This is a genomic window from Pontivivens marinum (assembly GCF_900231835.1).
GTDB classification, from domain to species: domain Bacteria; phylum Pseudomonadota; class Alphaproteobacteria; order Rhodobacterales; family Rhodobacteraceae; genus Pontivivens; species Pontivivens marinum.
In genome coordinates this window covers 672,249-687,000 of record NZ_OCTN01000001.1, presented here as the reverse complement: position 1 = coordinate 687,000, position 14,752 = coordinate 672,249, and the positions used below count along the sequence as shown (strand labels likewise).

At 60.4% G+C, this 14,752-nt stretch carries 15 protein-coding genes; 14 read left to right on the top strand and 1 reads right to left on the bottom strand.

Annotated features, from left to right (window positions below; genetic code table 11):
• The first annotated feature begins 33 nt into the window (after nucleotides 1–33).
• The 3 genes from CR254_RS03450 to CR254_RS03440 are packed head-to-tail and all read left to right on the top strand — an operon-like array spanning nucleotide 34 to nucleotide 3,180.
• Nucleotides 34–1,134: a Gfo/Idh/MocA family protein gene (locus tag CR254_RS03450; RefSeq protein WP_097928400.1), complete on the top strand. Its 1,101-nt coding sequence runs from the start codon at nucleotides 34–36 to the stop codon at nucleotides 1,132–1,134.
• Between the two features lie 14 nt (nucleotides 1,135–1,148).
• On the top strand, nucleotides 1,149–2,036 hold the full coding sequence (locus CR254_RS03445) for a sugar phosphate isomerase/epimerase family protein (RefSeq protein WP_097928399.1): 888 nt from the start codon (nucleotides 1,149–1,151) through the stop codon (nucleotides 2,034–2,036).
• A gap of 10 nt (nucleotides 2,037–2,046) precedes the next feature.
• The gene (locus tag CR254_RS03440; protein WP_097928398.1) at nucleotides 2,047–3,180 is read left to right on the top strand and encodes a Gfo/Idh/MocA family protein; all 1,134 of its coding nucleotides are present in this window, start codon (nucleotides 2,047–2,049) and stop codon (nucleotides 3,178–3,180) included.
• Nucleotides 3,181–3,183: 3 nt separating this feature from the next.
• Here CR254_RS03440 and CR254_RS03435 read toward each other — a convergent pair whose 3' ends face one another.
• The gene (locus tag CR254_RS03435; protein WP_097928397.1) at nucleotides 3,184–4,182 is read right to left on the bottom strand and encodes a LacI family DNA-binding transcriptional regulator; all 999 of its coding nucleotides are present in this window, start codon (nucleotides 4,180–4,182) and stop codon (nucleotides 3,184–3,186) included.
• 173 nt (nucleotides 4,183–4,355) lie between these two features.
• Here CR254_RS03435 and CR254_RS03430 point away from each other — a divergent pair, with 173 nt between their 5' ends.
• From CR254_RS03430 to CR254_RS03380, 11 genes are all read left to right on the top strand, one after another.
• A complete protein-coding gene (locus CR254_RS03430; RefSeq protein ID WP_097928396.1) occupies nucleotides 4,356–5,303 on the top strand; it encodes a sugar ABC transporter substrate-binding protein in 948 nt (315 codons plus the stop codon).
• Between the two features lie 56 nt (nucleotides 5,304–5,359).
• Nucleotides 5,360–6,478 carry an ABC transporter permease gene (locus CR254_RS03425; protein ID WP_097928395.1) on the top strand — a complete coding sequence of 373 codons (1,119 nt, stop codon included), beginning with the start codon at nucleotides 5,360–5,362 and terminating at the stop codon, nucleotides 6,476–6,478.
• 1 nt (nucleotide 6,479) lies between these two features.
• Nucleotides 6,480–7,259 (top strand): ATP-binding cassette domain-containing protein, encoded by a 780-nt coding sequence (locus tag CR254_RS03420; RefSeq protein ID WP_097928394.1) that lies wholly within the window; start codon nucleotides 6,480–6,482, stop codon nucleotides 7,257–7,259.
• A gap of 269 nt (nucleotides 7,260–7,528) precedes the next feature.
• On the top strand, nucleotides 7,529–8,464 hold the full coding sequence (locus CR254_RS03415) for an amidohydrolase family protein (RefSeq protein ID WP_097928393.1): 936 nt from the start codon (nucleotides 7,529–7,531) through the stop codon (nucleotides 8,462–8,464).
• Between the two features lie 119 nt (nucleotides 8,465–8,583).
• Nucleotides 8,584–9,042, top strand: coding sequence for a universal stress protein (locus CR254_RS03410; protein ID WP_097928392.1), 459 nt, complete (start codon nucleotides 8,584–8,586; stop codon nucleotides 9,040–9,042).
• A gap of 102 nt (nucleotides 9,043–9,144) precedes the next feature.
• Nucleotides 9,145–9,705 (top strand): NifU family protein, encoded by a 561-nt coding sequence (locus CR254_RS03405; RefSeq protein WP_097928391.1) that lies wholly within the window; start codon nucleotides 9,145–9,147, stop codon nucleotides 9,703–9,705.
• Entirely contained in the window at nucleotides 9,692–10,339 is a 648-nt protein-coding gene (tsaB, locus tag CR254_RS03400) for a tRNA (adenosine(37)-N6)-threonylcarbamoyltransferase complex dimerization subunit type 1 TsaB (RefSeq protein WP_097928390.1), read from the top strand. The genes CR254_RS03405 and tsaB overlap by 14 nt, the downstream gene beginning before the upstream one ends.
• Nucleotides 10,336–10,773: a GNAT family N-acetyltransferase gene (locus tag CR254_RS03395; RefSeq protein WP_097928389.1), complete on the top strand. Its 438-nt coding sequence runs from the start codon at nucleotides 10,336–10,338 to the stop codon at nucleotides 10,771–10,773. The genes tsaB and CR254_RS03395 overlap by 4 nt, the downstream gene beginning before the upstream one ends.
• A gap of 45 nt (nucleotides 10,774–10,818) precedes the next feature.
• Nucleotides 10,819–12,549, top strand: coding sequence for an acyl-CoA dehydrogenase family protein (locus CR254_RS03390; protein ID WP_097928388.1), 1,731 nt, complete (start codon nucleotides 10,819–10,821; stop codon nucleotides 12,547–12,549).
• 67 nt (nucleotides 12,550–12,616) lie between these two features.
• Complete coding sequence (locus tag CR254_RS03385) at nucleotides 12,617–13,960, top strand: TldD/PmbA family protein (RefSeq protein ID WP_097928387.1); 1,344 nt, start codon at nucleotides 12,617–12,619, stop codon at nucleotides 13,958–13,960.
• Nucleotides 13,947–14,732 (top strand): 3'(2'),5'-bisphosphate nucleotidase CysQ, encoded by a 786-nt coding sequence (locus CR254_RS03380; RefSeq protein WP_097928386.1) that lies wholly within the window; start codon nucleotides 13,947–13,949, stop codon nucleotides 14,730–14,732. Before CR254_RS03385 ends, CR254_RS03380 begins: the two co-directional genes overlap by 14 nt.
• Nucleotides 14,733–14,752: the final 20 nt, after the last annotated feature.

The window sequence follows — 14,752 nt, the reverse complement described above, 5'->3', positions numbered from 1 at the left end:
CCGGTTGCAACCGGTTTTCTGAGGGAGGACAGAATGGCTGAAATCGGAATAGGTCTGGTCGGCGGCGGCTATATGGGTAAGGCCCATGCAGTCGCGATGTCGAGCGTTGGCGCGTTGTTCGGAACCGAGCTGCGCCCGCGATTGGAGATGATTTGCGGCGCATCGCCTGCATCCTCGGATCGGTATCGCGTTGCATATGGTTTTGCCCGTGCCGCACCGGATTGGCAGACGCTGGTTGCGGACCCGGCGGTAGAGGCAATCGTGATCGCCTCGCCACAGGATACGCACCGTGCGATAGCCGAGGCGGCCTTTGCACTAGGTAAGCCCGTGTTCTGCGAAAAGCCGCTGGGCGCATCGCTAGACGATAGTGCGGCAATGGTCGCGGCGGCGCAGGCATCGGGCTGCGTCAACATGGTTGGTTTCAACTATATCCGCACACCGGCATCGCAATATGCGCGGGATTTGCTGGCGCAGGGCCGTATCGGGGATGTGACATGGTTTCGGGGTGAGCATACCGAGGATTTCTACGCCGATCCTGATACCCCGGGAACTTGGCGTGCGCAGGGTGAGGCGAACGGAACGCTGGGCGATCTGGCGCCCCATATGGTCAACGGCGCACGCGCACTGATGGGCCCGATTGCGCAGGTGATGGCCGTCGCGCAGACGGCCCACGCGACACGCGGCGGCGTGCCTGTGACCAATGACGATCAGGCGCAGATGATGTGCGAATTTGAGAATGGCGTGATGGGCCATCTGTTTTTCAGCCGCGTCGCGACGGGGCGAAAAATGGGCTATGCCTATGAGATTCATGGAACAAAGGGCGCCATTCGCTTCGATCAGGAGGATCAGAACGCGATCTGGCTATATCTGGCCGAGGGGCCAGAGGCCGAGCGTGGTTTCCGCAAAATCCTGACCGGCCCCGCCCATCCCGATTACCTACCGTTCTGTCAGGGGCCGGGCCACGGAACCGGCTATCAGGATCAGATTATTATCGAGGCGCGCGACTTCCTGCACGCCATCGCGACCGGTGCGCCGGTTTGGCCGACCTTTGCCGAAGGTCATGCCGTCAATCAGGTGATCGACGCCGCGCGTCGGTCCAACGCAACTCGCAATTGGCAGATAGTCGCCACGTAAAGAAAGCTGAACAGATGATTAGAATTGGCAATGCGCCCTGTTCCTGGGGTGTCGAATTTGCGGCCGACCCGCGCAATCCGGACTGGAAAACCGTGCTGCGGCAAAACGCCGAGGCTGGCTATAAGGGGATCGAGCTGGGCCCAGTTGGCTATATGCCCGAGGATCCGGCCGAGCTGGGCGATGCGCTGGCGGAACATTCGCTGGAGCTGATCGGCGGCGTGGTGTTCCAACCGTTTCATGAGCCCGCAAAGTGGGATCAGGTCATGGATGCCGCGCACCGTACCTGCAAATCGCTGGTTGCCCATGGCGCGCAGCATCTGGTGTTGATCGACAGTATCTCGCCCCGTCGTGCCCCCACTGCCGGTCGCGCGGCCGAAGCGGAGCAGATGGATGCGGCGGAATGGACCGCTTTCCGGGATCGCATCGCCACCATTGCCCGCCTAGGGGCGGAGGAATATGGCCTGACCGTTGGCATCCACGCCCACGCGGCAGGCTTCATGGATTTCGAGCCGGAGCTGGAGCGCCTGCTGGATGAGGTGGATGAGAGCATCCTGAAAATCTGCTTCGATACCGGCCACCATTCCTATGCCGGCTATGATCCGGTGGCGTTTATGAAGCGTCATATCGACCGCATCAGCTATATGCATTTCAAGGATATCGACCCCGCAGTTAAGGCTGATGTCGTTGCCAATCGCACCGACTTTTACAAGGCGTGCGGGCAGGGGATATTCTGTAATCTGGGGCAGGGCGACGTTGATTTCGCAGCCGTCCGTCAGGTTCTGTTGGACAATAATTTCACTGGCTGGTGCACGGTCGAGCAGGATTGCGATCCGACGCTGGACCCTGATCCACTGGGCGATGCGACGGCCAACCGCGAATTCCTGCAATCCATCGGCTTCTAAGGGGCGTATCATGAGAAAACTCAATTGGGGCATGATTGGCGGCGGTGAGGGCAGCCAGATCGGACCAGCGCACCGTTTGGGCGCGCAGGCTGATGGTAACTTCACCATGGCCGCCGGAGCATTGGACGTAGATGCCGCCCGCGGGCGCGATTACGCGCAGCGTCTGGGGATTGCCTCGGACCGTGCATATGCCAACTGGCAGGACATGCTGGAGGGGGAGAGGGCCCGCGAGGATCGCATCGATCTGGTCACGGTCGCCACGCCCAATGCCACGCATTTCGAGATCACCAAGGCGTTTCTGGAGGGCGGGTTCAACGTGCTTTGCGAAAAGCCGATGACCATGACCGTTGAGGAGGGCGAGGAGATCGTGCGTGTGGCCGCTGCTACGGGTAAGATTTGCGCAGTGAACTACTGCTATTCCGCCTATCCGATGGTGCGCGAAATGCGTCACATGGTGGCGACGGGGCAAATCGGTAAGCCCCGCCTGATCGTCACGAATTTCAGTCACGGTCATCACGGCGATGCCACGGATGCGGATAATCCCCGCGTACGTTGGCGCTATGATCCCAAAATGGCGGGTGTTTCGGGGCAGTTTGCGGATTGCGGCATTCACGCGATGCACATGGCCAGCTTTATCGCGGGCGATCAGGTTCGTACGCTGTCGGCTGATTTCGCCTCGACCATTTCCAGCCGTGAACTGGAGGATGACGCCATGGTCAACTTCCGAATGGAGGGTGGCACCGTTGGCCGTCTGTGGACATCCTCGGTCGCGGTCGGGCGGCAGCACGGGTTCGACATTCAGGTCTTTGGCGAAACGGGCGGCCTGCGCTGGGCGTCGGAGCAGCCGAACCAAGTCTATTACACCCCTGTTGGTGGTCGCACCCAGATCATGGAGAAAGGCGAGGGCGGCTTGTGTGATGAAGCAACACGGCTAAGCCGCGTTTCCATTGCGCATCCTGAGGGGTTCCCGTTGGCCGTCGCCAATATCTATGTCGATCTGGCCGCTGCAATCCGTGGCGAGGCACATGGCAGCCTGCCATTGGCCGAGGATGGTGTGCGGTCGATGGCTGCGGTTCATCAGGCCGTCGCCTCGGCCAAGGCGGATGGCGCATGGGTTGACGCCCGCCCGCCTATGTATCGGTAATCGTTACGGGGCGAGGCGCAATGTGCCCCGTTCCACTACGTGACAGGGGCATAATCGTGCCTCCGGCGCGCGGTTGGGGTCGGTTAACATGCCCACGATCAGCTCAATGGACGACGCGATGATCTGCTTCACAGGCTGGTGAATCGTGGTCAGGTTGATGTTTTCCCAGCGAGCCATTTCCATATCGTTCAGCCCGATAATCCCGACATCCTGCGGCACGCGCAATCCTGCGGAGGTAACGGCAGATAGCGCACCAATGGACAGAACGTCATCGCCGCAAAAATAGGCCTGCGCGGGATCGGTCATCAAACTCTTGGTCATTTCGATCCGCCCTGCATCAAAGGAATAGGCGCTGGCGAAGGTATATGTCAGTTCCATATCGGGCTGACGCAGGATTTCCTGAGCAAAGCCATGCAGGCGATCCTGCGTCGAGGTTGCATCAACCGGCCCCCCCAGAAACGCGACCTTTTTATAGCCGCGGCGGATCAGCTCATGCGCGGCCATGCGCCCACCTGCGGCGTTATCAATGCCCACAACATGCACATTCGGGCTGTCGGAATGACGGCCAAAGGAATGCACGACGGGGACCTTTGCCTCGCGAAAGGCCTGCGCGAAATTTGGCGGCAGGGTCGAGGACGCGACGATCACGCCGTCCACGGAATATTGTTGCAACATGCGGATCGAGTGTTCGGGGTCGCGCTCATCCGACAGGTTCACCAACAGGGGGCGCAAGCCGCGATCCTGCAATCCCTTGGTGAACAGGTCAAAGACCTCCAGAAAAATCGGGTTGTGAAAGTTATCCGCCACCAGTCCGATCAGCTTTGTCCGCCCCGTGGTCAGTGACGAGGCCAACGCATTCGGGCTGTAGCCTAACGAATCTGCCGCTTTTTTCACCTTGCGCCGTGTTTTGTCGGAAACGGATGCGCCCTCGGTAAATGTGCGTGACACAGCGGAGCGCGACACGCCTGCAAGCTCCGCTACGTCCTTGAGTGTTACGACCATCTGCATCCCCTTGTTCTGTATATTGATACGCGATGCGCTGAACGGAGAACAGGTCGGTATATCGATTTTTTTGCAACCGGTTGCAAAATGAATTCACCTGTGTTTGTCTGAGGGCGAAGAAGCGGACCAACCGCTCTTTTGGCCTGTACGGCCATCCAATTGGGAGGAAGATCATGAAGACCATTGTGAAAACAATTGGCGTGGCCGCCGCATTCGCGGCAGCGTCCCTGACAGCAACCACCGCATTGGCCGAGGGTGAGCGCTACGTTCTCGTCAGCCACGCGCCTGACAGCGATAGCTGGTGGAATACAATCAAAAACGGCATCGCCCTGGCGGGTGAGCAGATGGATGTTGAGGTTGAGTATCGCAACCCGCCTACCGGTGATCTGGCCGACATGGCGCGCATCATCGATCAGGCCGCAGCCTCGCAGCCCAACGGCATCATCACCACGCTGGCCGATTTCGACGTTCTGTCCGGCCCGATTCGCGCGGCTGTTGATCAGGGTATCAACGTCATCATCATGAATTCCGGTACGCCCGAGCAGGTCGCAGATGTTGGTGCGCTGATGTTCGTTGGCCAGCCTGAATATGATGCGGGCCATGCTGCCGGTATGCGCGCGGCGCGTGACGGTGTGGAAAGCTTCGTTTGCGTCAACCACGTCATCAGCAACACCGTAGTGGGTGAGCGTTGCCGCGGCTTTGCCGACGGTCTGGGCGTGGATTTGGGCGACAGCATGATCGACAGCGGGCAGGACCCGGCGGAGATCAAGAACCGCGTTACCGCCTATCTGACCGCAAACCCCGATACAGACGCAATCCTGACGCTGGGCCCAACCTCGGCTGATCCGACCATTCAGGCGGTCAAGGAGATGGGTCTGGACGGCGAAATCTATTTCGGCACCTTCGATCTGGGCACAGAGATTGTGAGCGCGATCAAGGACGGCACCATCAACTGGGGCATCGATCAGCAGCCATTCCTACAGGCCTATCTGCCGGTTGTTGTTCTGACCAACTATGACCGCTTTGGCGTTTTGCCGGGCAACAACATCAACTCCGGTCCGGGTTTCGTGACTGTTGATGCGCTGAGCAAGGTCGAGGAATTCGCGGGCGAGTACCGCTGAAAATTCCGGGTGGGGGGCGTTCGTCCCCCACCGTTTTCATCTAAAGGAGAGCGGGCATGTCCGGCATAGTGCAGGGCGCATCTGACGAGCGCGTCAAGGAAATCTCATCACTGCGAAAGGCCCTGATCCGGCCCGAGCTGGGCGGCATGATCGGTACGGTCGCTGTCTTCACCTTTTTCGGTTTGGTTGCCTATGATAGCGGCATGTTCAACGCGCAGGGCGTGATGAACTGGTCCACGGTCAGCGCGCAGTTCATGATCATCGCTGTTGGCGCCTGTTTGCTGATGATCGCAGGCGAATTCGATCTGTCCGTGGGGTCGATGATCGGCTTTGCGGGGATGGGCATTGCGCTGCTGGCAACGACATTCTCGCTGCCGATCTGGTTGGCCATTCTGCTGACCTTTGTGGTTTGTATCGCAATCGGCGCGCTAAACGGTTTTATCGTGGTGCGAACGGGGCTGCCCAGCTTTATCGTTACACTGGCCTTTCTGTTTATCCTGCGCGGGCTGTCCATTGCATTGCCGCAGTTTCTGGAGCGGAAAACCAATATTGGCGGCCTGCGCGAGTTGGCCGAGGGCGACTGGCTCGCCCCTGTTTTCGGCGGCAAGGTCGGCACAGGCTTGTTCCAGTGGCTGGGCGATCAGGGCATCATCGCAGTGTTCGAGCGTGGAAACCGCGCGGGTCAGCCCGTTGTTGATGGCATTCCGATGATGGTCGTATGGGCGGTTGTGCTGATTGTTTTCGGTCATGTGCTGCTGACCAAAACGAAATTCGGCAACTGGATTTTCGCCTGTGGTGGCGATGCGCAGGCGGCGCGATATGTCGGTGTGCCGGTCAATCGGGTTAAAATCCTGATGTTCATGTTCACCGCATTCTGCGCCACGGTTTTGGCCACCTGTCAGGTGATGGAGTTCGGATCGGCGGATGCGGGCCGTGGCTTGCTCAAGGAATTCGAGGCGATCATCGCGGTGGTTATCGGCGGCGCATTGCTGACCGGCGGTTACGGATCCGTTCTGGGGGCGGCGCTGGGTGCGTTGATCTTTGGCGTGGTGCAGCAGGGTCTGTTCTTTGCCAATGTGGAATCCAGCCTGTTTCGGGTGTTCCTTGGCGTGATTCTGCTGATGGCGGTCATCCTCAACACCTATATCCGCCGCATCATCACCGGGGAGCGTTGATATGGCCGAACCTATCATCCGCATGAACAATATCGAGAAGCACTTCGGCGCGGTCATCGCGCTGGCCGGAGTGACGTTGGAGGTCTATCCCGGCGAATGCCATTGCCTGCTGGGCGATAACGGCGCGGGGAAATCGACCTTCATCAAAACGATGTCGGGCGTGCACAAACCCACTAAGGGCGATATCCTGTTCGAGGGAAAACCCCTGCATTTCGACGATCCACGCGATGCGATTTCAGCCGGAATTGCCACCGTGTATCAAGATCTAGCGATGATCCCGCTGATGTCGGTGGCGCGGAACTTCTTTATGGGGAACGAGCCAACACGCAAACGGCTGGGCCTGTCCTTTTACGACCACGACCATGCGAACGAGATCACGATGCGCGAAATGCGTGAAATGGGGATCAACCTGCGTGGTCCCGATCAGGCCGTTGGCACGTTGTCAGGGGGTGAGCGTCAGACCGTCGCCATCGCACGCGCCGTGCATTTCGGGGCGAAGGTGCTGATCCTGGACGAGCCGACCTCGGCGCTTGGCGTGCGGCAAACGTCGAACGTGCTGTCAACGATCGACAAGGTGCGCAAGCAGGGCATCGCGGTGGTTTTCATCACCCACAACGTGCGTCACGCGCTGGCAGTGGGTGATCGGTTTACCGTTCTGAATCGCGGCCAAACGCTGGGTACTGCCGACCGGCAAACCGTCACGCCAGAGGGGTTGCAGGACATGATGGCGGGCGGGCAACAGCTCGCCACGCTTGAGGGTTCGCTGGGCGGCACGGTTTAAGAAATCGGGCGGTTCCATGGGCCAGATGGCCGCCCGATAGGCACCTTCGCGGCAGCTTTGTTGCGGAGGTTGCCTCGTTTTATCGCTTGCTGACGCGGTTACATTAGGTTTAATCGTCAATAAATTGATTTTGATATATAATATTTTTTCTAATCTCTAGGTTTTTCGTCCTGTTTAACACCAATGCTTCCCCTTGACCGGCGCGGCGCCTATTTATGCGCCACCCTGATACAGGTTTAGGGATGTTCGACGCATTGACGGGGCAGCTTATGACCAACGCACATCACTTAGCCCCCGACCTGCGCCTGAATGGCGCGCGTGTTTTGCTGGATGATAGGTTCGAGGATACCTCGATTTCCCTAAGCTCAGGGCTGATTTGCCGTGATGGCGGGCGGCCTGTCGATTTGTCGGGATGCGTCCTGCTGCCCGGTATTATCGACCTGCACATAGGTGCTACGGATCGCCCGCTACCGGTTCTATCTGCGCAACTTACCGCCGCCGGAACGACCACCGCTTATCTGGCACAACCATGGGGCTGGCAGGGCGGGGCGTGTATCCCCGATACGGCCCGCACACTGGCCACGGCATTGGCTGCTTGGACTGGTGGCATCGACCTGCGCATGCAGTTGCGGGTCGAGGTCCAGATGAACGCGGAATTCAACGCAATTGCCCGCTTCGTTCGGGCGGCTAGGGTGGGCTATGTTATGCTACTGCCCAACCAAAGGGCGCACAGTTCCCAAGGGTACATGGCCAATGTTTCTGTGGCGCAATTGATCGCGGAACTGCCTCCGGTTCGGCTTGGGCTACACGGTGCTGCGGATGCGGCGATGCGGGATATGGGCGTCAGCATCGTTGAGTTTCCGACAGACGCGCCCGCCAACGGTGATATCGTCTTGTCGGCAGCAACTGTGATGCAGGGGCGCGGTGCGGCGTGCGTTGTGATGGCATCTGGCTATGACAATCATACGCCGCTGGATGTTGTGCGCCATTTGGTTGCGCAGGGCATGCCATTGCCACAAGCATGGCATCTGGTTTCCGCCGGACCGGCGCGCGTGATGGGGGTGGCGGATCGGGGGCAAATTGCGGTGGGGCGACGTAGCGATCTGGTGGTGCTGGACCAGCGCGACCTATCGCTGGTGGCTACGGTTGCCCGGGGGCGTCCGGTGTGGATACGGCCGGACATGGTGGACCGCTTGGCCGGATAGGGTAGCGCACGCACCAAAATGCCGCGCTGGTTATTAACGCGAACGTGTTGCGCGGTGTCGGGCGATGGGCCATTCTGCCAGACGCGCGGCTGCCGCGCCAACGATAGGGAGGCCTGAAGATGCGCAAGTTCCTAGTGGTTCTGGATGATAGCCCAGAGTGCATCAACGCCATTCGCTTTGCCGCGCTACGTGCGAAGAACACGACCGGCGGTGTACAAATTCTAGCCGTGATTCAGCCCGAGGCATTTCAGCACTGGGTCGGGATAGGTGACTTGATGCGGGCCGAGGCGCGCGAAAAGGTTGAGGAGAAGTTCGCTTTTTTTGCCGAAAAGATACGCGAGAATGAGGGCATGGAGCCCGAGCTGGTGATCCGTGAGGGAGAAACGGCCAAGGAGGTACTGGCTCAAATCCATGAGGATCGTGAGATTGGCGTGCTGGTTCTGGCTGCGGGAACCCATGGCGATGGCCCCGGTCCGCTGGTCACACAGCTTGCTGGGCGTATGGCGGGCGATATGCCTGTGCCGGTAACGGTCGTGCCCGGGGGCATGACGTTGGATCAAATCCGCTCCGTTTGCTGAGCATACTTTTGCGGTCATCCTGCTCTAACTTGGAATCATTCCAGATATATCTTGAATGTTTCTCTCAGGATGGCCATTTTAGGGACAACCAAGGAGCGCACCATGTTCATCCAAACCGAAGCAACACCAAACCCCGCTACGCTAAAATTCCTGCCCGGTCAGGCTGTCATGTCCGCTGGCACCGCTGATTTCCCCAGTGTCGAGGCGGCCGAGGCGTCCCCCTTGGCCAAGCGGATTTTCGGTGTGGAGGGCGTGGCCGGCGTCTTCTTTGGCCCTGATTTCGTGACCGTGACCAAAACCGATACCGTTATGTGGGATCATATCAAGCCTGCAATTTTGGGCGCAGTGATGGAGCATTTCCAGTCCGGTGCCCCTGTAATGGAGGGTGAGGCCGGAACCGTTGGTCACGCCGAACATACTGGTGAGGACGGCGAAATCGTTGGCCAGATCAAGACGTTGCTGGACACCCGCGTCCGTCCTGCCGTTGCGCAGGATGGCGGCGACATCACGTTCCATGGCTTTGATCGCGGTGTTGTTTACCTGCACATGCAGGGCGCATGCGCGGGCTGCCCGTCCTCGACCATGACGTTGAAGCACGGCATCGAAAACCTGCTGCGCCATTACATCCCCGAGGTGACGGAGGTTCGTCCTGTCGGAATCTGATCTTCGCATTCTGGCATTTGACACGTCGGCCGCACATTGCGCGGTCGCGCTGTTTTCGGGTGGCCGAATGCTGGCCCATGCGCGCGAAGAAATGAGCAAGGGGCAGGCCGAACGCCTGATGCCTATGCTATCTGATGTCAGCGATGGATTCGCGGTGGATGCGCTGGCGGTTTGTACCGGCCCGGGTAATTTCACCGGTATCCGTATTGCTGTAGCCGCGGCGCGCGGACTTGCCCTGTCCCGTGGAATTCCCGCGGTGGGCGTCAGCGCGCTGGACAGCCTTGCCCCGTTGCAGGGTGAGGCATTGGTCGTGGCCGATGCGCGTCAGGGGCGGCTTTACTCGCAACTGTTCCGCGACGGGCAGGCGGTTAATGCCCCCGATATGCTGGAGATTGACGAGATCGCGCAGGCGGCCCCCCAGTGCTGGCACATTGTCGGCCATCGGGCGGAGGAAGTGGCGGAGCGTTTGGCCTCCACCGATTGGCGTGAGGCACCCCATGCTGACCTTGCCGCTATTGCACGTTTGGCTGCTGAGCGGATCGCGGCAGGCACGGTTGAGCGCCCCGCGCCGCTATATTTGCGGCCCGCTGATGCGGCGGTGCCTAGCGAAGCCCCTCCAACCCTGTTGCCATGACATCCGCAGAACTGGCCGCACTGCATGCCCGCTGTTTCGATGACGGCCCGCGACCATGGAGCGCATCGGAATTCGCGGAATTCGCGACCTCTCGCTTGGACAGCATTCACTCAGATAACCATGCGTTGGGCGTGATCCGTGTGATCGCGGATGAGGCAGAGCTGCTGACGATCTGCGTTGATCCGGTGGAACAGGGCCGTGGGCATGGGCAGCGGATGTTGGCTCGGCTAATGCAGGCCGCACGTGATCGCGGCGCGCTGACCATGTTTCTGGAGGTTGCGGCGGATAATATCGGCGCAATGGCGCTATATTCCGGCGCAGGTTTTCAAATCACGGGGCGGCGTAGGGGCTATTATCAGCGGGCAACCGGTCCTGTTGATGCGGTGGTTATGTCCTGCGATTTGACCGCCGCCGCGACGTCGCGTCAGGGCTGACAGCACCACCCGCACAGCGCAAGCTGCGCGCAAAGGAGATGCCCGATGCCAAATATTCTGGACGCGACCGACCTGAACTTCCTGCTCTATGATCTGCTGGATATTGAGGCGACGCTGACGGCAACGGGCCATGATCGGGCGATAGCGGATGCGATCCTGACCACGGCGGAGCGTCTGGCCGAGGACATGTTTCAACCCTTCGCGGCCAAGGCTGACGCGCAGGAGCCCAGCTTTGACGGGACGCATGTTCACCTGATCCCCGAAACTGAAGCCGCTCTGACCGCCTATGCACAGGCAGGTTTTCCCGCCGCCGGATTTGCCGAGGCGGATGGCGGCATGGGTCTGCCCTATCTGCTATGTCAGGCTGCGGCGGGGTGGTTTACGGCGGCGAATGTGGGCTTTGCCGCCTATCCGTTTCTGGCGCTGGCCGCTGGCAATTTGCTGGCCGAATACGGAACCGAGGCGCAAAAGGCCGCGTATCTAACCCCGATTATCGAGGGCCGCTATTTCGGCACCATGTGTTTGAGCGAACCGCAGGCAGGATCGTCACTGGCCGATATTCGCACGCGGGCCGAGCCGCAGGATGATGGCAGCTACCGCCTGTTCGGGAACAAGATGTGGATCTCGGGCGGGGCGCATGAAATGGGTGAAAACATCATCCATCTGGTGCTGGCCAAGGTGCCGGGCGGACCGGCGGGCACCAAGGGGATATCGCTCTTCATAGTCCCGAAATTTCTGGAGGATGGTACGCTTAACGACGTGCATCTGGCCGGATTGAACCACAAAATGGGCTATCGCGGCACGACCAATTGCGCGCTGAATTTTGGCGAGCAGGGTGGCGCCGTTGGCTATCTGATAGGTGAGGAAAATCGCGGCCTGTCCGTGATGTTCCATATGATGAACGAGGCGCGGATCGGCGTCGGGCAGGGCGCGTCCGTTCTGGGCGTTAGCGGCTATCTGCATGCGGTCGAATATGCGCGGGAACGGACGCAGGGCCGCGCCGTGGATAATCGCGATCCGGCCTCGCCTATGGTGCCGATTATCGAACATGCCGATGTGCGTCGCCAATTGATGCAGGCACGCAGCTATGCCGAGGGCTCGCTGGCGCTGTGCCTATATGCGGCCAGTCTGGTGGACCGTCTGCGCGCGGGTGAGGATGGGGTGGAGCTGCTCCTCGCCATTTTGACACCCGTTGTGAAATCATGGCCGTCGGAATTCGCGTTGCGGGCAAATGATATCGCGATCCAGATTCACGGGGGCTACGGCTATACTCGTGACTATCCGGTGGAGCGTTTATACCGCGACAATCGCCTGAACCCGATTCATGAGGGGACCAAGGGCGTGCAGGGCATGGACTTGCTAGGGCGCAAGGTGGTGCAGGATGGCGGCGCGCCGCTACGTGCCTTGGCGCAGGAAATCATGGTGACCCTCGGCACGGCGGATGCTTTCCCGCAGGAACGCGATCAGCTGGGCGCGCTGTTGCAACGGGTTGGCGCGGTCACTGCGGGCATGGCGGCGCAGGCGGCCAGTGATCCGAAGGCGTATCTGGCCAATGCAACCATCTATCTGGATATGCTGGGACACGTGGTCATGGCGTGGATGTGGTTGCGACAGGCCATCGCCGCGCAGGGCCATAGCGATCCCGGCTTTGCGCAGGGCAAAACCGCCACGATGCGCTATTTTTTCCGGTATGAGTTGCCCGCAACAGGGCCGCAACTGGACTTGCTGGAATCCATGGATCGGACCTGTCTGGATGCGGATACAGACTGGTTCTAGGGTATATTTGGGCCACTGACGGGCTGTGGACTTGACCAGAGCAGTTGCGCGGGCCAAATCGGATGGCATGACACAACATCTCTCCGACCTGACCCACGCCCTGATCGACGCTGCGCGCAAGGCGGGCGCCGATGCTGCCGATGCAGTGGCAATCACTGATGACAGCCTGTCTATTGAGGTGCTCAAGGGCGCCCTGGAGCATGCCGAGCGATCCGAGGGGACCGCAATCGGTCTGCGCGTGATGATCGGGCAAAAACAGGCCAGTGTGTCTGCATCCGATATTCGGGCGGAGATGATTACCACCTTGGCACAGCGGGCCGTTGCAATGGCGCAGATCGCCCCCGATGATCCATGGTGCGGATTGGCCGAGCCAGAGGCGCTGGCGCAGGATACCAACGCGACCGCGCTGGACCTGATTGATGATGAACGTCCCGACCCGCAAATGCTGGAGCAATGGGCGCTGGAGGCGGAGGCCGCTGCGCTGGACGTTGCGAATGTAACGCAGACACAGGCATCGGGGGCCGGTTGGTCCACACGCCAGATGCATCTGGCCGCCAGCAACGGGTTTTCCGCCGGATATGGCCGCACAGGCTGGTCGGTATCCTCGGTTGCGATTTCGGGCGAGGGGCTAACGATGGAGCGGGATTATTACGGCGACAGCCGGACCCACCGCTCCGACCTGCTATCCCCCGCTGAAATCGGGCGTATCGCAGGTGAACGCGCGGTTGAACGCGCAGGTGCATCCAAGCCGCCAACGGGCCGTTATCCGGTGCTGTATGATGAGCGGATCAGCTCTGGCCTGATCGGGCATCTGGTGCAGGCCAGCAATGGCGCGTCGGTTGCGCGTGGGTCTAGCTGGCTCAAGGATGCGCTGGGCGCGCAGATTCTGCCCGACGGCCTGTCCCTGACCGAGGACCCGCACCGCGCCCGCGCAGGCGGCTCGCGTCCCTTTGATGGTGAGGGGCTGCCAACGCAGCGGCGTGATTTGGTGGCGGACGGGATGCTGACCGGCTGGACGCTGGATCTGGCAACGGCGCGGCAGCTTGGCATGACGTCCACCGCGAATGCGGCGCGGGGCACAGGCGGTGCGCCGTCCCCCTCGGTCGGGAACCTGACGTTGACGCAGGGCGACAAAACCCGCGACGAATTGTTGGCGGAAATGGGTACAGGGCTGTTGATCACCTCGCTGATCGGGTCCTCGATCAATCCGACGACGGGTGACTATTCGCGTGGCGCGTCCGGCTTCTGGGTTGAAAACGGTCAGATCGTGCGGCCGGTCAACGAATGCACTGTCGCGGGCAATCTGCGCGAGATGTTGATGAGCATCATCCCCGCCAATGATGCGCGCCTGCATCTTAGCCGCGTTGTGCCCAGCCTGCTGGTTGAGGGGCTGACAATTGCGGGAGCATGACGCCGACCGCGCCCTGCTGATCGATGCCGCAACAGCCGGGGCGCAGGTCGCCCTGCGCTATTTCGGGCAATCGCCAGAGGTGTGGGACAAGGGGCAGGGCCAAGGACCGGTTTCCGTTGCCGATTTGGCGGTGGACCAGTTGCTCAAGGAACAATTGCTAAACGCCCGCCCCGATTATGGCTGGCTGTCCGAGGAAACCGCCGACGCACCTGATCGTTTGCAGCGCCGCCGGTGCTTTATCGTTGATCCGATTGACGGCACTGTCAGTTTTATCAAGGGGCGAAACGGTTGGGCGATTTCAATCGGTGTGGTTGAGGATGGCATTCCCGTCGCCGGTGTCGTGCTGATGCCCGTGACTGGCCATATCTACAGCGCGGCGCTGGGGCGTGGTGCCTTGTGCAATGATGCGCCTCTTGTCATCGGGGCTGCACAGGTTCCTGCGCGGGTCTCTATCCCGCAAAACCAGCTCGACACACAGTTCTGGCCGAATGGCAGTGACCATATCGCGCCGATGCGGGGTGGGGCGCTGGCCCTACGCCTGACCCGATTGGCGGAGGGTGACGTGGACGGTACGGTTACCTTTCGAAAGGTGTGGGAATGGGACATCGCCGCCGGTGCGCTGATCGCGCAACAGGCCGGTGCGCAGGTATCCGACCTGACCGGCACTGATTTGCGGTTTAATACCCCCAGCGCGCAGTTGAACGGATTGATTGCGGCGGGGCCGGACCTGCATGCTGATCTGGTTTCCAGCTCCGGCAATGCATCAACTTGACCTTCTACGCACCGTGACTA